The organism is Streptomyces sp. P6-2-1, assembly GCF_050613165.1.
Classification (GTDB): Bacteria; Actinomycetota; Actinomycetes; order Streptomycetales; family Streptomycetaceae; genus Streptomyces.
On the sequence record NZ_CP192513.1, the window covers coordinates 4,415,237 to 4,436,574 of the forward strand.

Here is a 21,338-nt window from a genome sequence, read left to right on the forward strand (position 1 = left end):
CCGCTCAGGCGTTCGGCCGCCCCATCGCCCGGTAGGTCCACCCGGCCTCGCGCCACTTCCCGGCGTCGAGGATGTTCCGGCCGTCGAGCAGGACCTTCTGCTTCACGACCTCCCCCAGCTGTGCCGGGTCGATCTCGCGGTACTCGCTCCACTCCGTGAGGTGCAGCACCACATCGGCGCCCCGCACCGCGTCCAGAGCCGTGTCCGCGTACCCCAGCGTCGGGAAGACGCGCGCCGCGTTCTTCATCGCGCGCGGGTCGTGGACCGTGACCTGGCCGCCCTGGAGGTGGATCTGCCCCGCGACGTTGAGCGCGGGCGAGTCCCGTACGTCGTCGGAGTCCGGCTTGAAGGCCGCGCCGAGCACGGCGACCCTGACCCCGAGGAAGGAACCGCCCACGCTCTCGCGCGCGAGGTCCACCATCTGCCCGCGGCGGCGCATGTTGATCGAGTCGATCTCGCGCAGGAAGGTGAGCGCCTGGTCGGCGCCGAGTTCGCCCGCGCGGGCCATGAAGGCGCGGATGTCCTTGGGGAGGCAGCCGCCGCCGAAGCCGATCCCCGCGCGCAGGAACTTCTTGCCGATGCGGCTGTCGTAGCCGATGGCCTCGGCGAGCTGCGAGACGTCGCCGCCCGCCGCCTCGCAGACCTCGGCCATCGCGTTGATGAAGGAGATCTTCGTGGCGAGGAAGGAGTTCGCCGAGACCTTCACCAGTTCGGCGGTCGCGTAGTCCGTGACGAGGAAGGGCGTGCCCTCGGCGACCGGGCCCGCGTACACCGTGCGGAGCAGCTGCTCGGACTCCTCGTCGTCGACGCCGACGACGAGCCGGTCCGGGTGGAGGGTGTCCTCGACGGCGAAGCCCTCGCGCAGGAACTCCGGGTTCCACGCGAGCCGCGCGTCGGCACCGGCCGGGGCCAGCTCGGCGAGGCGCTCGGCGAGGCGCGCGGCCGTGCCCACCGGCACCGTCGACTTGCCGACGACGAGCGTGGGGCGGGTGAGCAGCGGCGCCAGCGCGTCGACGGCGCTGTTCACGTAGCTCAGGTCCGCGGCGAGATCGCCCTGCCGCTGCGGGGTGTTGACGCACACGAAGTGGACGTCGCCGAACTCCGCGATCTCCTCCCACGAGCTGGTGAAGCGCAGCCGCTTCGTGGACCCGTCGAACCCGTCCACGTGCCTGCGCAGCACCTCTTCGAGGCCCGGCTCGTACATGGGGGTCTCGCCGCGCGAGAGCGACTCGATCTTCTCGGGGACGACGTCGATCCCGAGGACGTCGAAGCCCAGCTCCGCCATCGAGGCCGCGTGGGTGGCGCCCAGATAGCCGAGGCCGATGACGGTGATCCGGGGCGACTGGCTCATGGACGGCTCCTGTGCGACGGGTGTACGGCGGATGTCGGGCGCGCGCGGGCGCGCGAGCGGTGCCGATCATAGTCTCCGGTGCCGTCCCGGCAGGTGGGCGGCCTTCACCGGGCACGGCGCTGTCGGAAAGGTCACTTGGAGTGCGCGTTCCGTAGGCGCGGCAGGCTTCGCGGCCTATCATTCGGAACCGTAGGTTACTAACCGGTAATGAGCGTGCGGGGCAATCCCCGGGCCCCCCGCGGCCCCCCGGGGCCCCCGGGGGCGTTCGCACCGGGCCGTTCGAGAAGGAGACCAGCACCGTGTCCGACTTCGACCTGTACCGTCCGGCCGAGGAGCACGACATGCTCCGCGAGACGGTCCGCGCCCTCGCCGAGGCGAAGATCGGCCCGCACGCCGCCGAGGTGGACGAGCAGGGCCGCTTCCCGCAGGAGGCGCGCGACGCGCTCACCGCCGCCGACCTGCACGCCGTGCACGTGCCCGAGAACTACGGCGGCGCGGGGGCCGACGCCCTCGCGACCGTCATCGTCATCGAGGAGGTCGCCCGCGTCTGCGCCTCCTCCTCGCTCATCCCCGCCGTCAACAAGCTCGGCTCGCTGCCCGTCGTCCTCTCGGGTTCCGAGGAGCTGAAGGCCAAGTACCTCGGCCCGCTCGCCAAGGGCGACGCGATGTTCTCGTACGCGCTCAGCGAGCCCGACGCGGGCTCCGACGCGGCCGGCATGAAGACGAAGGCCGTGCGCGACGGGGACTTCTGGGTCCTCAACGGCGTCAAGCGCTGGATCACCAACGCGGGCGTCTCCGACTTCTACACGGTCATGGCCGTCACCGACCCGAGCAAGCGCAGCAAGGGCATCTCCGCCTTCGTCGTCGAGAAGAGCGACGAGGGCGTCTCCTTCGGCGCGCCCGAGAAGAAGCTCGGCATCAAGGGCTCGCCCACGCGTGAGGTCTACTTCGACAACGTCCGCATCCCGGCCGACCGCATGATCGGCGCCGAGGGCACGGGCTTCGCGACCGCGATGAAGACGCTCGACCACACCCGTATCACCATCGCCGCGCAGGCCCTCGGCATCGCGCAGGGCGCACTCGACTACGCCAAGGGCTACGTCCAGGAGCGCAAGCAGTTCGGCAAGGCCATCGCCGACTTCCAGGGCATCCAGTTCATGCTCGCGGACATGGCCATGAAGATCTCCGCCGCGCGCGCCCTCACCTACCAGGCGGCCGCGGCCTCCGAGCGCGGCGACGCCGACCTCACCTACCAGGGCGCGGCCGCCAAGTGCTTCGCCTCCGACGTCGCGATGGAGGTCACGACGGACGCCGTCCAGCTCCTCGGCGGCTACGGCTACACGCGTGACTACCCGGTCGAGCGCATGATGCGCGACGCCAAGATCACCCAGATCTACGAGGGCACCAACCAGGTCCAGCGCATCGTCATGGCCCGCAACCTGCCGTAACGCGCAGGGCGCGAGGGTACGGAGCCAGGCCGGGCGCCCCCGCCCCGCGCCCCTGCCCCGCGCCCCCCTCGCGCCCCCGAGTCCCGCCCCGACCCGTGACCCCCACCCGCTCCCACCCGTTGTGCTCTGCGTCCACCCCCCACCCCTGAGAGGGACACAGACACATGAAGCACGACAAGCTCGCCAAGGCCGCCTTCGCCGTCGGTGCCGTCCTCGCCGCAGGTGCCGCCGCCACCGGCACCGCCTCCGCGGCCCCCACCGACGCGCTCGGCGGCGTGACCGGCGCGCTCCCCGTCGGCGATGTGGCCGGCCAGGCCGCCGCGGGCGAGATCACCCAGAACCCGCTCGACAACGAGACGGTCGGCGGCGCCGTCCACTCCGTCGAGCAGACCGGCGGTCAGCTCGCCGGTCAGGTCCAGCAGGCCCGCGCGGGCGGCCAGGGCGAGGGCAACGCCCCGATGGTCGGCGCTCTTCCCGTCGCCGGTCTCCTCGGCGGGCTGCCCGTCGGCGGTCTCCTCGGCGGTCTCCCCGTCGGCGGTCTGCCCCTCGGCTGAGTCCCGCCCCGCGGCACGCCCCGCCCTCCGGCCCGCACCGGACGGGCGGGGCCCTCGTCCTCCCGTACGCCCGGCCCCGTACGTCGCGCGTACGACGTCCCGTCCGCCTGGAGGTCCCCCCGTGGACGACCCCTCCGCCCGGTACGCCGCCCTCGCCCGGCACGAGGAGCGGCTGCGCCACGAGGAGCGCCGTCGGCGCGAGGTACGTGCCGCCGCCATACGGCGCGCCGCGGCGGAGGCGTGCCGCCCCGCGGCCGTACGCCGCCCGCGCCCCACCGACGCGCTCGTCCCGCCCCGCCCGCACCCCGGCGGGACCCCTTCGGTGCCCGGCCCGCGTGCCCGCGCGCTCAGCCTCGACGACTTCGCCGAGTCCGCGATGGCCGTCGTGCGCCCCGTACCGGGCCAGGAGGTCGACCTGGACCTGCGCCTCGGCCCGCCCCCCGCACTGGAAGCGCAGGCCGAACCGGCGCGGGCGAGCGCCCCGCCCGCCGACTGGCGTGCGGCCCTGCGCCCTGAGACCGTGCTCGACTCGGCCTCGGCAGGCCCCTGGACCGCGTACGGGGTCAGTACGCGTACGGCGGCGGGCCCGCCCCGCACCGACGCGCTCGCCCTCGCCCCCTACGGCCCGGGACTCCTCCTCGCCCTCGCGAGCGGACCCGGGGCCGACGAGGCCTGCGCGGCCGCCTACCGGCACACCCTGCGCACCGCGCCCGCGCTCCGCGAGGCGTTGCGCACGCGCGAGGCGGAGACCTACCGGCGGCTCGGCGAGGAGACCGCGCACGCCTGCGCGACGCTCCTCGCCGACGCGGCGGTACGGAACGGGACACCGCCCGCCGCGTACACCCTGCGCCTGCTCCACGTCCCCGTCGACGACCCGGGGGCACCGTGCGGGCTGCTCGTCATCGGGACGGGCACCTCCCGTGGCTCCGGCGGCGGTACGGCGGTGCTGCGCCCGGGCGGCGACTGGTACGAGACCCCGGCGACCACGGCCCGCCTCCTCGAAGGCCCGCACCCGGGCGGCGCGTTGCTCCTCACGACAGGCCGCGTCCCCGCCGACCCCGGCACGCGCGCGCGGCTCGCGGCGGCCTGGGCGCCCGGGCCGCCACCGGCGGGCCCTGTGTCGCTGCTCGGCCACCCGCTCGCCGCGGCGGGGGACATGACGACCGTCGTGCTGTGGAGGCGGTGAGGGCGCCTCAGGGCTTGCGGGCCGTCGCCGCGTACCCGGAGCTGAACGTGCCCTCGCCCACGGGGACCACCGCGCCCAGCTCGGGGTGCCAGTCCTCCAGCACCACGACGCCGGGTTCGACCAGCTCCAGACCGGCGAAGAAGGCGCCGAAGCGGGCCCGGTCGCGCAACTCCATCGTCATGGCACCGGACTTGTAGAAGCCGGTGACGCCGTTGGCCATGTCCTCGGGCGCGAAGTCGGCGGTGAGGTTCGAGAGCGTCAGGTAGCTCCCCGGCGCGAGCGCGGCGACGAGCCGCTCGACCAGCTCGCGGGCCCCGTCCTCGTCGCTGATGAAGTGCAGCAGGGCGATGAGCGAGAGCGCGACCGGCTCGCCGAAGTCCAGTGTCCTCGCGGCCTGTTCGAGGATCGTGTCCGTGTCCCGCGCGTCGGCCTGGACGAAGTCGACGGCCCCCTCGGGGGTGCTGTCGAGCAGCGCGCCCGCGTGCGCGAGCACAATCGGGTCGTTGTCGCAGTACACGACGCGCGCGCCGGGCACGGACTCCTGGGCGATGCGGTGGAGGTTCGGCTCGGTGGGTATCCCCGTGCCGATGTCCAGGTACTGGCGCACTCCGCGCTCCGCGAGCCAGCGCGTCGACCGGTGCATGAACGCACGGTTCTGCCGGGCCGCGAGCGGAATGCCGGGCGCGACGGCGAGCAGCTTGCGCCCCAGCTCCTCGTCCACCGGGTAGTTGTCCTTGCCGCCGAGGTACCAGTCATAGAGGCGGGCGGGGTGCGGGCGGGTCGTGTCGATGCGGGGGGAGGGGGAGGTGGAGGTGGAGGGAGCGGTGGTGGAGGTGGAGGTGGAGGGGGCGGGGGAGGCCGGGGCGGCTTCGGGCATACGGGGTCTCCAGGTGCGTACGGAATGCGGGCGGGTTCGCGAAGGTCGCTCGGTGGTGGCGCGGGATCAGGGCTTGCGGGCCACTGCCGAGTAGCCGGCCTTGCCGGCGTTCTCCTCGCCGGGGACCGGCTCGCCGAGTTCGGGATGCCACTCGCCCTCGGAGACGATGCCGGGTTCCACGAATTCCAGGCCCTCGAAGAACCTCACGAACTCCGCGCGCGGGCGCGGGTGGAGCGAGGCCGCGCCGGACCGGTAGAGGCTGCCGACCTGTTCGGCCTTCTCCGGCTGGAAGTCGGCGGTCACGTGCGAGAGCACGAGGTAACTCCCGGGTGCCAGAAGGCCGAGGAGCCCCGACACGATCTCGTGGGCACCGGCCTCGCCGCCGCTGTTCCCGTCCCCGACGAAGTGCAGCAGGGCGATGAGCGAGAGGGCGACCGGCTTGCCGAAGTCCAGTGTCTTCGAGGCGCGTTCGATGATGGTCGCGCTGTCGCGTATGTCGGCCTGGACGTAGTCGACGGCGCCCTCGGGGGTGCTGCGCAGGAGTGCTTCGGCGTGGGCGAGGACGATCGGGTCGTTGTCGCAGTAGACGATCCGGGCGTCGGGGGCGACTCCCTGGGCGATCTGGTGGAGGTTGGGTGCGGTGGGGATGCCGGTGCCGATGTCGAGGAACTGCCGTATCCCCCGGGAGGCGAGCCATCGTGTGGCGCGTCGCATGAATTCCCGGTTCATGCGGGCGAGTACGGGGACGTTGGGCTCGATGGCGAGGACTTTGCGGCCCATCTCCTCGTCGACGGGGTAGTTGTCCTTCCCGCCGAGGAACCAGTCATACATCCGCGCCGGGTGCGGGCGGGTCGTGTCGATGTAGGGGGAGGGGGTGGGTTCGGTCATGCCGGGCTCCAGGCGCTCGCGGTGGACGGTGGTTCGTGATGCGTACGGAGTGCGCCGTCACGGCTTGCGGGCCACCGCGAGGTAGCCGGCCTTGACGGCGTTCTCGGCACCCGGGACGGGGGTGCCCATCTCCGGGTGCCAGTTGTCGCCCGTGACGATGCCGGGCTCGACGAATTCGAGGCCCGCGAAGAACTTCTCGTAATCGGCGCGCGTGCGGGTGTGGAGTGAGGCGGAGCCCGACTTGTAGAGGGAGCCGACCTGTTGGGCGTCCTTCGGCTGGAAGTCGTGGGTGCCGTGCGTGATCACCAGATAACTGCCGGGCACCAGGCGGGAGAGGAGTCCGGAGACGATGTCGTGCGCCCCGTCCTCGTCGCTGAGAAAGTGGAGCAGGGCGATGAGCGAGAGGGCGACCGGCTTGCCGAAGTCCAGTGTCTTCGAGGCGCGTTCGATGATGGTCGCGCTGTCGCGTATGTCGGCCTGGACGTAGTCGACGGCGCCCTCGGGGGTGCTGCGCAGGAGTGCTTCGGCGTGGGCGAGGACGATCGGGTCGTTGTCGCAGTAGACGATCCGGGCGTCGGGGGCGACTCCCTGGGCGATCTGGTGGAGGTTGGGTGCGGTGGGGATGCCGGTGCCGATGTCGAGGAACTGCCGTATCCCCCGGGAGGCGAGCCATCGTGTGGCGCGTCGCATGAATTCCCGGTTCATGCGGGCGAGTACGGGGACGTTGGGCTCGATGGCGAGGACTTTGCGGCCCATCTCCTCGTCGACGGGGTAGTTGTCCTTGCCGCCGAGGAACCAGTCATACATCCGCGCCGGGTGCGGGCGGGTCGTGTCGATGCCGGGCTTGCCTTCTTCGGGCTGTGCTGCGGTCATGTCGGGCCCCCAGGTGCCGTCATGAAGAAACCGGAAGAAACCATGTGCCGCTGAGCGTATGCGAGTTGACGCGGACGCGCAGGAGGGGGCCGGGGGAGGCGGGACGGACGGGGCGGGGCGCCCCGGACCGGTGTCGCACACGACGGCGGGGCGCCCCGGACCCGTATCGCGTCCCGAAGGCCCAGCTGCCGAGGGCCCGTTCAGTGGCCCGGACCGTGACCCTGTGGTCGTTCTTCGGCCGTTCACGGGCTCGGATCGCCCGAATGATCTGGCTGCACAGCGCGGCGGCCCCTTCCGGGGCTGGAAGGGGCCGCCGCGCTGTGTCAGTCAATGTGACTCGGAGTGCCTCGCCATGCTGACGAGGTCCGCCCAGGCTGCCGATGTCAGCGTCAGAACCGGGCCGTTGGGGAGCTTGCTGTCCCGCACAGGCACGAGACCGCCGCTCAGCAGATCCGCGCTGCACTCCACGCAGTCACCGCCATTGGAGCTGTAGGACGACTTTTGCCAGTGAAGAGTTGTCACAGCTTGCCCTTTCGTGCCTGATTGATCAGCGCCACCGTAGCTGACGCCGAGAGCGCTTCCGCCATGAGGTGATGATAGGCCGCCCGAATGCCCAGCAGCCTGGACGGTTCCCGTTCTACATGTCCTTGAATTTGCGATTCTTCATAGGCCACTTGGGTACCGTCCGTCATCGTCAGCAGGTTGACGGGAAGGTTGAAGGGGCGAGCCTCTCCCAGTGTGTGTGGCGCTACCTGGAGGACGGAGTTCGGACGTGCGGCGAAGGCCGAAAGGGCCTCGAACTGGTCGCGCATCACGCCATCCCCGCCGACCTGGTGACGTAGACAGCTCTCATCCATGACCACCAGCATCATGGGAGGACGCTGTCGCTGCAATGAGGCCTGGCGTTTGGCCAGGTACGCGAGTCTGTGTGCTGCCTGATCCTCGCTGATGAGACCACGCCACACGTCCGCCTCGGCCAATGCGCGTGCGTACTCCGGGGTTTGCAGCAGTCCGGGTACCAGGCCGATCTGGAAGAGCCGTATTTCGACGGCGCGTTCCTCCTCTTTCACGTAGGCGGCGAAGCCCTCCAGCAGGGCACCATCACGAAGGCTGTAGAAGTCCCGTTCGAACGTGTCCTCGCTCAATCCGAAGATCCGGTCCAGATCCCTCGAAAGGCGAAGAGTCGGAGGTTTGCGACCAGTTTCAATCGCTGAAATATGCGTGGCTGAATATGCGCTTCGGTCTGCCAGCTCCTCTTGGGTCCACCCATGCGCCTTGCGTAGCTGGCGCAGCTTGACCCCGAGGGCTTCACGGGGCCCTCGGTCGGCATCCAGAAGCGCTTCATTCATGATTCCCCCTTCGCCTTCGACAAGTTGAAGTAGTTCCGACTGTAGGCCAGTTTGGTCCCCCCGGGTGATGGAGTCGCTACAGAGGGAGACCGGGTATGGCGAACGAACCCCAGCCGGAAGTGGCATGTACCTCGCCGAGCAACACAGAGCCCTGTGCCACCTGCCATGCGTGGTCGACGAAGGAGAGGGCAGCGGAAGCGGAACGGGACCACTCGCGGGCGACCGACTGTCGCGTCATGCTCAGGCGGCACCGCGCGGACGTGCACGGTGGCTCTGAATGACGGCTCATCAGCCCCCTGGTGAGGGCTTCGGACGACTCGGCGTCGGGCGGTACGCCCGTGACCGTAAGGCCAACCTCGTGGGACGCGTGATGGGGCACGTAGGGCCGTACACGCAGTTGCGCCCGGTCAGGGGCGGGCGCGAATGGGACGCGGACCCGGCGGATCTTGAAGAGCTCAACGGCTCGGACGAGTTGAGCGCCAAGGTCGCGGAGAAGAACAGGGAATCCGCGCTGGGGCTGGCGATGAAGTACCCGAAGACCATGTGAGTGGACAGAGGTCGGGTCACCGAACGGGGCCGGTGACGTGGGCAGGGCACCAGCCTCCGAGCAACTGTCCCCTGAGGGATGGCTTCGGCTGCCGACTGCGCCACCTCGCCTGCCGAGGACGCAAGCGGCTCCCCACGACCCGGCGCTGCCCGGCGCTGCCCGGCGCTGCGCGCGGCCGTCTTCGGCCTCCCGTGACCGTCCTCCAGCTACCACGGGTGTCGCCGAGCGGCCAGGGGAGCGCGGCGTGACCCTCCGCAACCGCCCGGCGGCAGGGCAGGGGCGCCCTCGGACGTGCCGCGTCCGCAGGCGCGTGGCCCACGGCCTCGCCCCGTAGCCGTGGACAAGGGGGAGGCGCCCCGTTGCTGCTTCACCTGCGGGCGCTTTGGGGGAAGACCTGACGCCGTTCCGCCCGCTCGTGCGGGTGGCAGGTCACCTGCTCACCCGGTTCACCTGTCCACACCACAAGGAGTACAGGCACCCCGGCACGTGCTGGCTGGGTACGACCCTCACCATCGGGACCTCCACCGCTCGTGGGAGGGGGCCGCCCCGCAGGCGGGGGTGGAGTGTTCCGGCCCGTATCGCATTCGGGGGCGGGGCGCCCTGTACCCGTATCGCATTCGGCGGCGGGGCGCCGCGTACCCGTATCGCATACGGCGGCGGGGCGCCCCGGACCCGTGTCGCGTCCGGAACGCCCCGTCGGCGGGAGGCCGTTCAGTTGCCCGAGACCGTGACCTTGTCGTCGTTCTTCAGCTCGTTGACGAGTTGCTTGACCTTGGGCATGTCCCAGGCCAGGTTGCCGCCGACGCTTCCGGCGATCGGCATGTTCATCTGCTTGCCGTCGCCGCCCGTGACGCCCTTCATCGCCCAGAACATCGACGCGAGGTTCCACAGGCTCATGTCCTTGTCGACGATGAGCGAGTCGAGGCCCGAGCCCATCACCGGGTAGAGCTTGAAGGGGTTCAGGACCGTCGTGGGGGTCGCGACCTGGTGGGCGAGCGCCGCGAGGAACTTCTGCTGATTCTTCGTGCGGTCGAGGTCGCTGCCGGGCAGCGCGTAGCGGGTGCGGACGAAGGCGAGGGCCTGCTCCCCGTTGAGGGTCTGCTTCCCGGCCTTGAAGTCGGCACCGGACTTCTTGTCCTTGAAGCCCTTCGGGATGTCCAGCTCGACGCCCCCGACCGCGTCCACGATGCTCGCGAAGCCGCCGAAGCCGATCTCCGCGTAGTGGTCGATGTGCAGACCGGTGTTGTACTCGACGGTGCGCACGAGGAGTTCGGGGCCGTCGTAGGCGTAGGCGGCGTTGAGCTTGTTCGCGCCGCGCGCCGGGTACATCTTGCCCGAGTCCGAGCCCTTGAAGGAGGGGATCGTGACGTTCGAGTCACGGGGCAGCGAGATCATCGTGGTCCCGTTGTCGCCCGTGTGCAGGATCATCATCGAGTCGGTGCGCTTGCCCTCGGCGGACCCGGTGTGCAGGCGCTTCTTGTCCTCGGCGGACATGCCCTCGCGGCTGTCCGAGCCGACGATGAGGTAGTTGGTGCCCTTGCCCTCGGCCGGGCGGTCGATGACCTTCGACAGGTCCACCTCGCGGCGGATCTTGCCGTCCGCCCAGAAGTACGTCGAGACCGTCGTCACGACGAGCGCGGCGACGACGACGATCGCGGTCCACTTGATGCGCTTGCGCCAGTTCGGCGCGGGGCGCGGGGCGCGGGTCCCCGCAGGCCCGCCAGGCCCGCCAGGGCCTGCGGGACCACCGGGCCCGCCCGGCTGCTGGGGGCCGCCGGGGGACCCGTACACCTGCCCCGTGTTGTAGCCGCTGTCGTACCCCCCGTAACCGTCCTGGTACTGGCCCTGCGGCTGCCCGTACTGATCCTGCGGCGGGTACGCGCCGCCGCCCTGCTGCCCGTACTGCTGCTGTGGGGGTACGGGAGCGGGGCCGCCGGGGCCTGCGGGCCCGCCGCGCCGCACGTGCGGCATCGAGCGGGCGCCCTCGGGCTGCGCCTCGGCGCTCCCGCGCCCGTATCCCCGGCTGTCGGATCGCTCCCCGCCCCAGCCCTGCGGCCTCTCGTTCATGGGTCAAGTCTGCCGTCCCCGGGTGCTCGCCATACAGGGCGGGGAAGGAATCGGGGCGGGCCTGTTGCAGAGCTGATGCAAAAGCGGGCGCGACGCGCCGGACATAAAGTGGACGCCATGACTGACCCGGCACCGCGTACGGACCCGGAAATCCCGGGCAAGCCGACCTCGGCATCCCGTACGACGCTCTCGCACATCATGACCGCCACCGACACGAACCTCTACGGCACCGGCCACGGGGGCGTGATCATGAAACTCGTCGACGACGCCGCGGGCGCCGTCGCGGGGCGGCACTCGGGCGGGCCCGCCGTGACGGCGTCGATGGACGAGATGGTCTTCCTGGAGCCGGTCCGCATCGGCGACCTCGTGCACGTGCACGCGCAGTGCAACTGGACCGGGCGCACCTCGATGGAGATCGGCGTCCGCGTCATGGCGGAGCGCTGGAACGAGTCGACCCCCGCCCAGCAGGTCGGCACGGCCTACCTCGTCTTCACCGCGGTCGACGCCCAGGGCCGCCCCCGCCCCGTCCCCCCGGTCCTCCCCGAGACGGAGACCGACGAACGCCGCTTCCAGGAAGCCCAGATCCGCCGCACCCACCGCCTCGCCCGCCGCCGCGCGATCCGCGAACTGCGCGAGAAGCGGGTGGCTGAGGGGCTGGGGGGCTGAGGGGCCGAGGGGGCTGGAGGCCGAGGGGGTTGGAGGCGCCCGGGGCCTGAGGCGCCGGGGCTGAGGGGGGAGCGGGGGCTGAGGGGGGAGCGGGGCGAACGGATGCCGTAGGGGTAGGTCGAACGGATGCCCTAGGGGATGCCTGGGCCCCCGACGGGCCACAACGGGCGGCGGGGCGGGTGGGTTCCCGGAGGGGGGTGGGATCACCCTCAAGGGGCGGGGCGCGGGCCCCCGTCGGCAAGACGCGCGCCCGCTACGACGGGCACGTCACCTCGTCTCCCCGGACCGCTCCGTACTTGTTCTCCTTGGGGGCCTGGTTCGGGTCCTCCGCGCGGACCTTGGCGACCGTGAGGTGGTCCGTGCCGGGGACGACCTCCAGAGTGGGGCCGAGGCCCTTGCGCTGGACGAGGCCGGCTCCCGGGAGAGCCGTCGCGAGGCTGTGGGCCGAGCGGTCCCAGCCGGGGTCGTAGGCGATGGTCGTACGGGCCGGGCCTGTCGTCCCGGTGCCCGGCGTCGCCTCCGCGCCCGCCGGTTTCACCGTCCCCGCCGCTCCCGTCCCCACCTCCGCCGCGAAGCCCGTCGCCCGCAGGGCCTTCGCCAGGCGCGCCGCCTCGCTCCCGTCCCCCGAGCCGTGCGGGACCCGTACCGAGATCTGCTGCGGCGGGACGTCGACAGGGAGGGGGGCGGGGCCGGGGGAGGGCTTGTGGGCGGCCAGCGGGTGGTCCTCGCGCAGGGCCGTGAAGAGGGCCTTCGCGCGCTCCTCGTCCCACACCAGCGTGTCGCCGATGCCCGGGACACGGCGCCCCTTGGCCGCGAGCGGCATCGAGACGAACTCCGACGAGGAGGGGCCGAAACCGTGCATGGCGCGGGCCAGGTCCAGGATCTCGTCCGTGCCGAAGCCCTTGTCGGCCCGTACCGACGACAGGAGCGCGCCCGCGACCTCGTGCAGCCGTACGGGATTGAGCAGCGTCCCGCCGCTCGTCGCGCGCTCCACGACCGCGGCGAGGAACCGCTGCTGCCGCTGCATCCTGCCCAGGTCGCTCGCCGCGTCGACGTGCCGCGCCCGTACGTACTGGAGCGCCTGCCCGCCGTCGAGTGTGTGCGAGCCGGGGGAGAGGTCCAGGCCCGTGTACGTGTCCTTGAGCGGCTTCGTCGTGCAGATCTCGACGCCGCCGAGCGCGTCCACGGTCCGCATGAAGCTCGTGAAATCGACCTCGACGTAGTGGTCGATCTTCACTTTCGTGAGCTTCTCGACGGTCCGTACGGTGAGCTGGGGGCCGCCCTCCGCGTACGCCGCGTTGAGCTTCACCGGGTGCGCGTGGTGGTGCTCGCCCGAGTTGCGGTCGACGTGCGGCGGCAGCATCGCGTACGAGTCGCGCGGCAGGCTCACGACGCTCGCGCGCGAGCGGTCGGCCGACAGGTGGACGATCATCAGCGTGTCCGTGCAGTGGCAGGGCGCCCCGCCGAGCTTGTACCGCTGCCGTGTCTCCTCGTCGAGGCGCGCGCGCTCGTCGGTCCCCGCGAGCAGCAGGTTCATGCCGTGGCCCGCCGCCGGGCGCCCGGACCCGGCGAGGCCCTTGAAGGCGTCGACCCGGCCGATCTCGTGATCGACGCCGCTGAGCAGCGTGTGCCCCGCCCCCGCGGCGAGCAGTACGGCGAGGGAACACGCGGTGAGTCCCCGTACCGCCCAGCGCGGTACCCGGCGGCGACGGCCCGCGGGGCGGCGGGCGCGGCGGGGACGAGGCGTTCTCGGCGAGCTGGGCGGCAGGGGGGCGGGCACGGGACCTCCGCACGGGTGACACGGCCGCGCGGGCGGCACGGCGCGACGGGATGAGCCAGACCGTAAGCCGGTATGACTGTCGTACCGCCGTACTGGCCGATGCGCCGCGCCTCAGATCCCCCCTTTGGCGGCAGGCCGCCGCCGGAGGCACCCCGCCGCCCTCACCACGAGTACGCCGGGTCCACCTTCATGCACGCCGTGTCGTCCGCCCCGTTGAGCGCCTGCGCCGACTTCGGCAGCGCGTCGTCATCGTCGTCCTTCTTCGGGAAGCGCAGGCCCTCGCGCCAGTCCGAGCCGATCACGACGGTCACACCCGTGACGTCCGCGCTCTCCTTGACGCGGCGCAGCGGGATCTTGAGGGCCTTCGCGACCGACTGCGCGTCCGCCTCGGCATCCCCGCCCGGGTAGCGGACCTCCGTCTTGTCCTCGCTGCCCGTCCGCGTCTGGTCGGCGCTCGCGCGCGTGAAGTCCTTGCTCACGAGCCGCTGCGCGATCGCGCCCGCGCGCTCCGGTACGAGGGCGAGCTGCCCGGTCGCCGTGGCGTTGCGCACGGACACCGCCACATCGCCGGGCGCGGCCGCCTGGTCACTGATGTCCTTGACCTTCGGCTTCTTCTTGTCCTTGCCGTCGAGCGCGATGTCCTCGCGCACGAGCCGCCACAACTGCTCGGCGTCCCCGGTCTTCGGCGCGACGCGCGGCCCCTCGTACACGAACGGCATCGTTGTCAGCGTGATGCGCTCGGGCGGCACCGCGCGCAGGTCGTTGCTCAGGTCGTAGATCTTCTTGACGCTGCCGAGGCCCTCGTCGACCGTGAGCGCCTTCGTCGCCGCCTCGGCGAGCGCGCGCAGCCTGCCGGGGTTGGTGAGCGTCGCGTTCTCGCGCAGCTGCCGCACCATCGCGCTCATGTACATGTGCTGGGCCTGCGCGCGCCCGATGTCGGTGCCGTCGCCGAAGCCGTAGCGGGTGCGCAGCCACTGGAGGGCCTGCTTGCCCTTGACCGGGTGCGTGCCCTTCTCCAGCTTGAGGCCGGAGCCCTTGCCCGTGGAGGTGTGCGAGTAGATGTTGCGGTCCACGCAGACGGGGACGCCGCCCACCGCGTCGGCCATCGAGACGACGCCGGAGAAGTCGACCATCATGAAGTGGTCGATGTGGATACCGGTCGTCTCCTCCCACGTGGCGACGGTGCAGCCGGGGCCGCCGCGCCCGAGGGTCTCGTTGACCATGCGCCGGTTGACCGTGGCCGGGTAGGTCTCGCCGGTCTCGGGGTCCTCGCACTCCGGGAGCTTGAGCAGCGTGTCGCGCGGCATGCTCACGACCGACATGTTGCTGCGGTCGGCGGAGACGTGCACGAGCATCTGCACGTCGGCGAGCGGTTTGCCGCCCACCGTGTTCTTCGCGCCGCCGAGCTTCAGGTTCTCTTTCGTGTTCCGGCTGTCGGAGCCGATCACGAGGATGTTGAGCGGCGTCTGCCCCGCCGTGTTCGGCGTCGGCGCCGGCGGGCGCTTCTCGGGGGCCACGGGGGTGAGTTCGGCCTTGACGATGTTGTCGTTGAGGTGCTGGTAGTAGAGGTAGCCGGCCGTCGCCGTACCGGCGATCAGGACCGCGAGCGAGAACGCCGACCAGGCGAGCACCCGTCGCGCCCTGCGCCGCTTGGCGGGCGGAGCGGAGGCGGGCGCGGGGGCGGCACCGGGGCCGGAGGCGGCATCGGCGGCGGGCTCGGGCGCGTGAGCGGAGGCCGCGCCGGGGGCGGGGGCGGGCGCGGCAGGGGGCGTGGCGGCGGCGCCGGGCGAGGGCGGGGCAGGGGGAGCGGGTGCGGCAGGGGGAGCGGGTGCGGGAGCCGCCGCGTCCTCCGGGCCCTGCCCGGGTACGGCCGCTTCCGGGCCCTGCCCGGGTATGCCCCCGTCCTGGGTGTCGGAGGCGTCGCCCGCCGCGGGCTCCTGGGCCGGTTCCGCGGCCCGTACGGACTCCCCCTGACCGGGTCCGGGCAGCTTTCCGCCCGCCGTCTCACCCGTCATCTCGTCCCGCCTTCCCGCCCCATGCCTGTCCGGCACCCCTCGGTGCCGGGCCGTGGCTCCCACCCTCAGACCCGCGAACACCGCGAACGGTTGTGCTGTTCGGCCTTCGGCTGCGCCAACATGCCGGGCGGGAGGCTCCCTTGCCTCCCGCCTGCCCCCTTTGTCCCTGTCCGGCCGGGCCCGTTCAGGACGCGCAGAGCTTCTTGTCCGCGCCCTGACGCTGGATACCCGTGGGCGCCTTCTTCGGCGCGGTGATCGCGATGCCGGGCCCCTTGAAGTCGGGGCCGAGCACCAGCTTCATCGCCGGCAGCCCCTGGTCGTTCTCGATGCCCTTGCCCGGCTTGAGCGCGGAGCCCGGCAGCCCCATGATCTCGGCGAGCTTGCGTGCCTGCGGGGCCTGGTCGGCCGCGTACTCCAGCGTCGTGCCCTTCTGCTTCGGCGCGTCGCCCTGCTGACTCGACTTGTTGACGCCCTGGTTGGTCTGGAGCCAGGTCAGCTCGCCCTGCGCCATCCCGGTCGCCGCACCGCCGTTGAAGATCTCCACGCGGATGTCCGCGGCCTCGGACTTGCTGCCCTTGAGCCGCGCCTCCTCGGCCTTCTTCTTCTTGCTCTCGGCCGCCTTCTTCTTGCTGTTGACCTCGGTGAGCGAGACGTCGTCCTTCATCATGGCGAAGACCGGGTCGGCCTTGGCCTTGTCGAGGACGACGGTCACCGGCGGGTCCTCGTCGGGGTTGTCGAGCACCGGGAGCGTCACGAAGGTGATGTTCTTCGGGTCGACGTGCCGCAACTCCTTGGCCAGCGACATCAGTTTCTTGATGCTGCCGATGCCCGAGTCCACGGTCAGCGCGTCGGTCGCCGCCTCGGCGACCTTGTAGAGCTTCGTCGGACTCGTCAGCGTGTCCTCGGACTTGAGCTGACGCGCGAGCGAACCGAGGAACTGCTGCTGAACCTTGATGCGGTCCAGGTCGCCCTGGTTGCCGAAGCTGTGCCGGGTGCGGACGAAGGCGAGCGCCTGCTCGCCCTGCACCTTGTGCGTCCCCGCCGAGAGCTTGAGGTGCGAGTCGGGGTCGTCGACGTCCTTCGCGAGGCACACCTCGACGCCGTTGACCGCCGTCGTCAGGTTCTTGACCGCGTTGAAGTCGGCCATCATGAAGTGGTCGACCTTGAGCCCGGTCAGCTCCGTCACCGTGCGCATCGTGCAGCCCGGGTCGCGCCCGCTCTGCCCCAGGCTCGTGTTGAAACGGACGGACTGCGTGCCGGGGACCGTCTTCATCGAGCCGTCGTCCTGCTTGGTCGGGCAGTCCGGGATGTTCGTGATGAGGTCGCGCGGGATGCTCAGCCCGGTCGCGTTGGTGCGGTCGGCCGAGACGTGCAGCAGGATGTTGGTGTCCGCGTGGCCCGGGCTGCCCGCGTCCCCGTACCCCTCGTTGCCCTTGCCGGTGCGTTTGTCGGTGCCGATGATCAGGATGTTCATCGGCCCGTCGGGGGCGGCCTCCTTGCTGCCCGCGTTCCCGATGTCGACCTTGTCGATGTTGCCGTCGAGATGCCGGTAGTAGGCGTAACCGCTGCCCGCGACGGCGACGAGTACGAAACCGAGGCCCCCCGCCGTCCACAGCAGTGCCTTCTTCTTGCCGCCGCCCTTGCGCGCCTTGCGCGAGGCGGCCCGGCCGCCGGCCTGCTTACGGGCCGCCGCCCGGCCCCCGCTCGCCGCGGCCCGCCCCCCGCTCGCCGCCTCCTGCCGCGCGGCGGCGCGGCCGCCCTCGCGGGGAGTGCTCTCCTCGGGCGGCGATCCGCCCTGTTCGGGGACCCGGGGCCCGGAGCGGTACGGGTCGGTCCTGCGCGGACGCGCGGACCCGTCGACGTGGTCCCACGTCCCCGCGCCCGCGCCCGGCGACTGCTCAGCGGAACCGCCGAGTCGCAGTTCGTATTCGCCGGTCTGCGGATTGAGTACCCACTGGTCTGCGGGGTCGAATTCTTCCCCCCGCCCACGGCCTTGCGCGTCCACGGTTGTTCAAATCCTCCGTCACGGGGCACGCGGCGCCGACCCCGCCCTCCAGGTGGGTTGGAGACGCGGCGGGAGGCACTCGGTCAGTCGGTGACGCGCCGCGATGCGTACGGTCGCGGCCACCGGGATCGCTCACATTAGCCGCCCACTGCCCCACGCGACGACGGCGGTGACACATTCCACTTCCCTTACAACCGGGCATTCCGTGGCAATTGCGGAAGTGATTGAACCGTGGACGGTCATTCCTTTACTTGACGGCGCCTTTCGGCGCACAGGCCCCCGACAGCTCGCTCACTTACGTGCCCGGGCAGCCCGTGTCCGCGGCGGTCGTCCCCCGGTAGCTGCCCTCGTTCCCGGTACCGGCCGCGTCACGGCCCGTGCGTGTCCGCTCGCTCCCTGTGCCCGCCGCGTCGCCGCCCGCACCCGCCGGATCGCGTCCCGCGCCGGCCTCCGCGCCCTCACGTCCGGCCTCGGTGCGGTCGGGTGCGCCGCTCTCGCTCGCCCGCGGCGACGGCGAGGTCTCGGGATCGGGGTCCACCCTGACCGGTGAATCGTTGCGCAACTGCGCGAAGAGGCGCTCCGCGGCGGGCTGCACCAGTTGGTCCCGGTTCGGGTCGGCCGCGTACGCCTCGCGCGGGACCGTCAGGAAGCGGACGTTCTTCGTCGGCACGGAGCGCACGTCGCGGACCAGCCCGTAGAGGTCGCGCAGGCTCGCCAGGCCCGGGTCGGTGGTGAGCGCCGACGTCGCCGCGTCGAGCACGGGGTAGAGCTTCGCCGGGTTGTAGAGGACGTCGCCGCCGCTCATCTTCGACACGAGCGCGGCCAGAAACCTCTGCTGGCGGTCGATCCGGTCGGTGTCCGAGCCGTTCCCGAGCGTCTTGCGCACCCGTACGTACCCGAGCGCCTCCTCGCCGTTGAGCCTCTGGTTCCCCGCGGCGAGCTTGAGGTGCGCGTCCTTGTCGTCGATGGGCCGCTCGACGCACACCTTCACGCCGCCGACCGCGTCGACCATCTTCTTGAAGCCCTCGAAGTCGACCACGACGTAGTGATCGATCCGCACGTTGGTCATCTTCTCGACCGTCCGCACGGTGCACGCCGTGCCGCCGCTTTCGAAGGCCCAGTTGAACTGCGCGAGCCGCTCGTCGACGCGCTTGCCGTCCGCGCCCCGGCAGGAGGGGATCGGGACCATCAGGTCGCGCGGCACCGAGACGGCCGTCGCGCGCTTCCTGTCGCGCGAGACGTGCAGCAGGATCGTGGTGTCCGAGCGCTGGGTGCCGCCGTCGCGCCCGTACTCCTTGTTCTTGCCCGCCCGCGAGTCCGAGCCGATGAGGAGGATGTTCTGCGCGCCCTTCGCGACGGCCGAAGGCCGGTCGCGGTCGTACTTGCGCAGCTCGGCGGCGGCGGAGGTGTCCTCCTTGATGTTCCGGTCGAGCTTGCGGTAGAAGCCCCAGACGACGGCGGTGAGAGCGAGCAGCAGGAACGCGAGCCCGAAGGCGGCCCAGCGGACCCAGTGCGGGCGGAGGGCGTGCGCGATGTTCACGGGTCCTCCGGCGCTCGTCGTCAGATCACTCCTGTGACGACGATGAGGGCTGAGGAGCGCGGGCGCGCGCGGCGGGGGGCCGAACGAATGGCGGGGGCGTCATCGCGGGGGCTGTCCGGCGGACACGGTCACCCGCTCGTCCGCGATCCGCCGCTCCAGCGCCTCCGGCGCGAGCCGGTCCTGGTTCCGGCACAGCACCACGGACGCCCCGACCGCCAGCGGCGCGTACAGCCCCGCGGCCAGCCCCGCCCAGTCGGCGAAGCCGAGACCGCTCAGGATGCGCTCGCCCGGCCCGACCCCCAGCCGCTCCGCGTCCCCCTGCGCCCGCTCCACGAGCTGCGTGCTCGTCAGTTCCTCGCCGCCCACCACGAGCGCGGGTTCCTCCGGGTCGACGGGGGCGAACGGGGCGAAGCGGTCGCCCTGCGCCGGGACCTCCACCGCGTAGTCGACGAAACCCTCCGGCGTCACGGGGAACCGCACGCCGAGCGGCCGCAGGCTGAGCGCGACGCGCTCGCCCGTGCAGGCGCGGGCCGCCTCCAGGGCCTCGGGCCCCGCCACGACGAGGTCCGCCCGCGCGGGGTCGCCCGCGAGATCCACGAGCAGCCCCGTCGACGAGGCGGCGACGAGCCAGACGGCCGACTGCCAGTGCGCGGGCAGGTGCAGCGCGAGCCGGTCGCCCGCGCTCAGGGACAGCTCGCCCTGGATGAGGTTCGAGGTCTTGGCCACCCAATTGGCGAAGGTGGCGACCGAGAGTTCCACGCGTTCGCCGGTCGCGTCGTCGTAGTACGTGACGAAGGGGCGGGCCGGGTCCGTGGCGAGCGCGGAACGCAGCAGGTCGGCGGGGGTGCGGTCGAGAGCGGTCACGCGCCCCAGGCTACGCGGGGCCGGGGACCCCTCGCGTACCCGCCGCCGCTCCCGTGTCACCGGGGTGGCGGACAGACCCTCAACTCCCGTGGACAGCGCCGGAAGGTGTGCCCAATATCGTGAATATGCGTACATTTCTCGCCTCTTCGGCAGGTGTCACCTGCGCGGCCCTCCTCACACTGCCGCTCGCCCCGGCCGCCGCCGCGCACCCCGGTCAGCCCGCGCACGCCCGCACCACCGCGCCCGCGCGCCCCACCCCCGCCCCGGTCCCCGGCTCCACGGCCTCGCTCCCGCTCACCCGCCTGCCCGCCGCCCGCGCGGACGGCCGCGACCGCTACGACGCCACCCTGTCCCGCCGCACCACCCGCCCCTTCTCGCTCGTCGGCATCGTCTGGGACGACCCCGCCCGCACGCTCACCGGCACGGCCGAGGTGCGGGTACGGGACGCCGCCACCGGGGCGTGGGGCGACTGGCGGACCCTGGAGACGCACAACGCCGAGCACGCGGCGGACCGGACGAGCCGCGAGGCCCGCGGCCCCCGCGTCCACGGCGCCACCGCACCGCTGTGGACCGGCGCCGCCGACGCCGTCGAGGCCCGCGTGAGCGGCCCCGCGCCCCTGCCCGAAGGGCTCCGCCTCGACCTCGTCGACCCGGGCACCGACGCGCGGACACCCCCCGCGGCCCCCAGGCCCCCGGTCGGCCCAGGGACGCTCCCGCGCGGCCGCGCGCCCCAGCCCGCCATCGTCGACCGGGCGGGCTGGGGCGCCGACGAGAATCTGCGCGAACCGGAATTCGGCTACACCGGCCCCGTACGCGCCGCATTCGTCCACCACACCGCGAGCGGCAACGACTACACGTGTGCGGAGGCCCCCTCCGTCATTCGCGGTATTTACCGCTATCACGTGGAGAGCAACGGCTGGCGCGATCTCGGCTACAACTTCCTCGTCGACAAATGCGGCACCGTCTACGAAGGCCGTGCGGGAGGCGTCGCCAAACCCGTCATGGGCGCCCATACCCTCGGTTTCAACACCGACAGCACAGGAATCGCACTGATCGGCACGTATACCGACACCGCGCCCTCCGCCGCCGCGCTCGACGGCATCGCCAAGCTCACCGCCTGGAAACTCGGCCTGAACAACATGGACCCGGAAGGAAAGGTCACGCTCGTCTCGGACGGCGGCAACCTGTACGAGAAGGGGGCGAAAGTCAGCCTCAACGTCATTTCCGGGCACCGCGACGGATTTGCCACGGAATGCCCGGGGAAGCTGCTCTACGAGAAACTCGGCACCCTCCGCAGCAAAGCGGCGGCACTCCAGGGCAGGTAACCC

At 71.8% G+C, this 21,338-nt stretch carries 18 protein-coding genes; 6 read left to right on the top strand and 12 right to left on the bottom strand.

What is annotated here, in order from left to right:
* Positions 1-4: 4 nt before the first annotated feature.
* Positions 5-1,351: a UDP-glucose dehydrogenase family protein gene (locus ACQYWQ_RS19075; RefSeq protein WP_431036103.1), complete on the bottom strand. Its 1,347-nt coding sequence runs from the start codon at positions 1,349-1,351 to the stop codon at positions 5-7.
* A 341-nt stretch (positions 1,352-1,692) separates the two neighbouring features.
* Between ACQYWQ_RS19075 and ACQYWQ_RS19080 the strand changes: the two genes are divergently transcribed.
* The 3 genes from ACQYWQ_RS19080 (at position 1,693) to ACQYWQ_RS19090 (ending at position 4,539) form a co-directional block, all read left to right on the top strand.
* Positions 1,693-2,799 (top strand): acyl-CoA dehydrogenase family protein, encoded by a 1,107-nt coding sequence (locus tag ACQYWQ_RS19080; RefSeq protein WP_431039251.1) that lies wholly within the window; start codon positions 1,693-1,695, stop codon positions 2,797-2,799.
* Positions 2,800-2,963: 164 nt separating this feature from the next.
* A complete protein-coding gene (locus tag ACQYWQ_RS19085; RefSeq protein ID WP_431036104.1) occupies positions 2,964-3,353 on the top strand; it encodes a hypothetical protein in 390 nt (129 codons plus the stop codon).
* 121 nt (positions 3,354-3,474) lie between these two features.
* On the top strand, positions 3,475-4,539 hold the full coding sequence (locus ACQYWQ_RS19090; protein WP_431036106.1) for a hypothetical protein: 1,065 nt from the start codon (positions 3,475-3,477) through the stop codon (positions 4,537-4,539).
* A gap of 7 nt (positions 4,540-4,546) precedes the next feature.
* On the opposite strand, the gene ACQYWQ_RS19095 is transcribed toward ACQYWQ_RS19090, so the two are convergent.
* The 5 genes from ACQYWQ_RS19095 to ACQYWQ_RS19115 all read right to left on the bottom strand — a co-directional run bounded on the left by ACQYWQ_RS19095 (position 4,547) and on the right by ACQYWQ_RS19115 (position 8,526).
* The gene (locus tag ACQYWQ_RS19095; protein ID WP_431036108.1) at positions 4,547-5,416 is read right to left on the bottom strand and encodes an SAM-dependent methyltransferase; all 870 of its coding nucleotides are present in this window, start codon (positions 5,414-5,416) and stop codon (positions 4,547-4,549) included.
* Positions 5,417-5,482: 66 nt separating this feature from the next.
* Positions 5,483-6,304 carry an SAM-dependent methyltransferase gene (locus tag ACQYWQ_RS19100; RefSeq protein WP_431036109.1) on the bottom strand — a complete coding sequence of 274 codons (822 nt, stop codon included), beginning with the start codon at positions 6,302-6,304 and terminating at the stop codon, positions 5,483-5,485.
* A gap of 57 nt (positions 6,305-6,361) precedes the next feature.
* A complete protein-coding gene (locus ACQYWQ_RS19105; protein WP_431036111.1) occupies positions 6,362-7,177 on the bottom strand; it encodes an SAM-dependent methyltransferase in 816 nt (271 codons plus the stop codon).
* Between the two features lie 327 nt (positions 7,178-7,504).
* Positions 7,505-7,699, bottom strand: a complete 195-nt coding sequence (locus tag ACQYWQ_RS19110) for a DUF397 domain-containing protein (protein WP_431036112.1) — start codon at positions 7,697-7,699, stop codon at positions 7,505-7,507.
* Positions 7,696-8,526 (bottom strand): helix-turn-helix domain-containing protein, encoded by an 831-nt coding sequence (locus ACQYWQ_RS19115; protein ID WP_431036114.1) that lies wholly within the window; start codon positions 8,524-8,526, stop codon positions 7,696-7,698. The genes ACQYWQ_RS19110 and ACQYWQ_RS19115 overlap by 4 nt, the downstream gene beginning before the upstream one ends.
* Positions 8,527-8,803: 277 nt before the next feature.
* On the opposite strand from ACQYWQ_RS19115, the gene ACQYWQ_RS19120 reads away from it, so the two are divergent.
* Positions 8,804-9,073: a hypothetical protein gene (locus tag ACQYWQ_RS19120; RefSeq protein WP_431036115.1), complete on the top strand. Its 270-nt coding sequence runs from the start codon at positions 8,804-8,806 to the stop codon at positions 9,071-9,073.
* 711 nt (positions 9,074-9,784) lie between these two features.
* Here the strand turns inward: ACQYWQ_RS19120 and ACQYWQ_RS19125 are convergent.
* Complete coding sequence (locus ACQYWQ_RS19125; RefSeq protein ID WP_431036116.1) at positions 9,785-11,140, bottom strand: LCP family protein; 1,356 nt, start codon at positions 11,138-11,140, stop codon at positions 9,785-9,787.
* Between the two features lie 117 nt (positions 11,141-11,257).
* Here ACQYWQ_RS19125 and ACQYWQ_RS19130 point away from each other — a divergent pair, with 117 nt between their 5' ends.
* Positions 11,258-11,806: an acyl-CoA thioesterase gene (locus ACQYWQ_RS19130; RefSeq protein WP_431036117.1), complete on the top strand. Its 549-nt coding sequence runs from the start codon at positions 11,258-11,260 to the stop codon at positions 11,804-11,806.
* A 253-nt stretch (positions 11,807-12,059) separates the two neighbouring features.
* On the opposite strand, the gene ACQYWQ_RS19135 is transcribed toward ACQYWQ_RS19130, so the two are convergent.
* The 5 genes from ACQYWQ_RS19135 to ACQYWQ_RS19155 form a co-directional block, all read right to left on the bottom strand.
* Positions 12,060-13,586: an LCP family protein gene (locus ACQYWQ_RS19135; protein WP_431036119.1), complete on the bottom strand. Its 1,527-nt coding sequence runs from the start codon at positions 13,584-13,586 to the stop codon at positions 12,060-12,062.
* Between the two features lie 161 nt (positions 13,587-13,747).
* Positions 13,748-15,601, bottom strand: coding sequence for an LCP family protein (locus ACQYWQ_RS19140; protein ID WP_431036120.1), 1,854 nt, complete (start codon positions 15,599-15,601; stop codon positions 13,748-13,750).
* Positions 15,602-15,785: 184 nt separating this feature from the next.
* Positions 15,786-17,606, bottom strand: a complete 1,821-nt coding sequence (locus tag ACQYWQ_RS19145; protein WP_431036121.1) for an LCP family protein — start codon at positions 17,604-17,606, stop codon at positions 15,786-15,788.
* A 295-nt stretch (positions 17,607-17,901) separates the two neighbouring features.
* Positions 17,902-19,146 carry an LCP family protein gene (locus ACQYWQ_RS19150; RefSeq protein WP_431036122.1) on the bottom strand — a complete coding sequence of 415 codons (1,245 nt, stop codon included), beginning with the start codon at positions 19,144-19,146 and terminating at the stop codon, positions 17,902-17,904.
* A 99-nt stretch (positions 19,147-19,245) separates the two neighbouring features.
* Positions 19,246-20,010, bottom strand: coding sequence for a TIGR03089 family protein (locus ACQYWQ_RS19155; protein ID WP_431036123.1), 765 nt, complete (start codon positions 20,008-20,010; stop codon positions 19,246-19,248).
* A gap of 125 nt (positions 20,011-20,135) precedes the next feature.
* Here ACQYWQ_RS19155 and ACQYWQ_RS19160 point away from each other — a divergent pair, with 125 nt between their 5' ends.
* Positions 20,136-21,335, top strand: a complete 1,200-nt coding sequence (locus ACQYWQ_RS19160; RefSeq protein WP_431036124.1) for a peptidoglycan recognition protein family protein — start codon at positions 20,136-20,138, stop codon at positions 21,333-21,335.
* Positions 21,336-21,338 lie beyond the last annotated feature (3 nt).

Coding starts and splice junctions, on each gene's coding strand:
- ACQYWQ_RS19130 (WP_431036117.1), top strand. CDS start 11,258: ATGACTGACCCGGCACCGCGTACGGACCCGGAAATCCCGGGCAAGCCG.
- ACQYWQ_RS19100 (WP_431036109.1), bottom strand. CDS start 6,304: ATGACCGAACCCACCCCCTCCCCCTACATCGACACGACCCGCCCGCAC.
- ACQYWQ_RS19105 (WP_431036111.1), bottom strand. CDS start 7,177: ATGACCGCAGCACAGCCCGAAGAAGGCAAGCCCGGCATCGACACGACC.
- ACQYWQ_RS19140 (WP_431036120.1), bottom strand. CDS start 15,601: ATGACGGGTGAGACGGCGGGCGGAAAGCTGCCCGGACCCGGTCAGGGG.
- ACQYWQ_RS19085 (WP_431036104.1), top strand. CDS start 2,964: ATGAAGCACGACAAGCTCGCCAAGGCCGCCTTCGCCGTCGGTGCCGTC.
- ACQYWQ_RS19095 (WP_431036108.1), bottom strand. CDS start 5,416: ATGCCCGAAGCCGCCCCGGCCTCCCCCGCCCCCTCCACCTCCACCTCC.
- ACQYWQ_RS19160 (WP_431036124.1), top strand. CDS start 20,136: ATGCGTACATTTCTCGCCTCTTCGGCAGGTGTCACCTGCGCGGCCCTC.
- ACQYWQ_RS19080 (WP_431039251.1), top strand. CDS start 1,693: ATGCTCCGCGAGACGGTCCGCGCCCTCGCCGAGGCGAAGATCGGCCCG.
- ACQYWQ_RS19075 (WP_431036103.1), bottom strand. CDS start 1,351: ATGAGCCAGTCGCCCCGGATCACCGTCATCGGCCTCGGCTATCTGGGC.
- ACQYWQ_RS19125 (WP_431036116.1), bottom strand. CDS start 11,140: ATGAACGAGAGGCCGCAGGGCTGGGGCGGGGAGCGATCCGACAGCCGG.
- ACQYWQ_RS19120 (WP_431036115.1), top strand. CDS start 8,804: ATGACGGCTCATCAGCCCCCTGGTGAGGGCTTCGGACGACTCGGCGTC.
- ACQYWQ_RS19115 (WP_431036114.1), bottom strand. CDS start 8,526: ATGAATGAAGCGCTTCTGGATGCCGACCGAGGGCCCCGTGAAGCCCTC.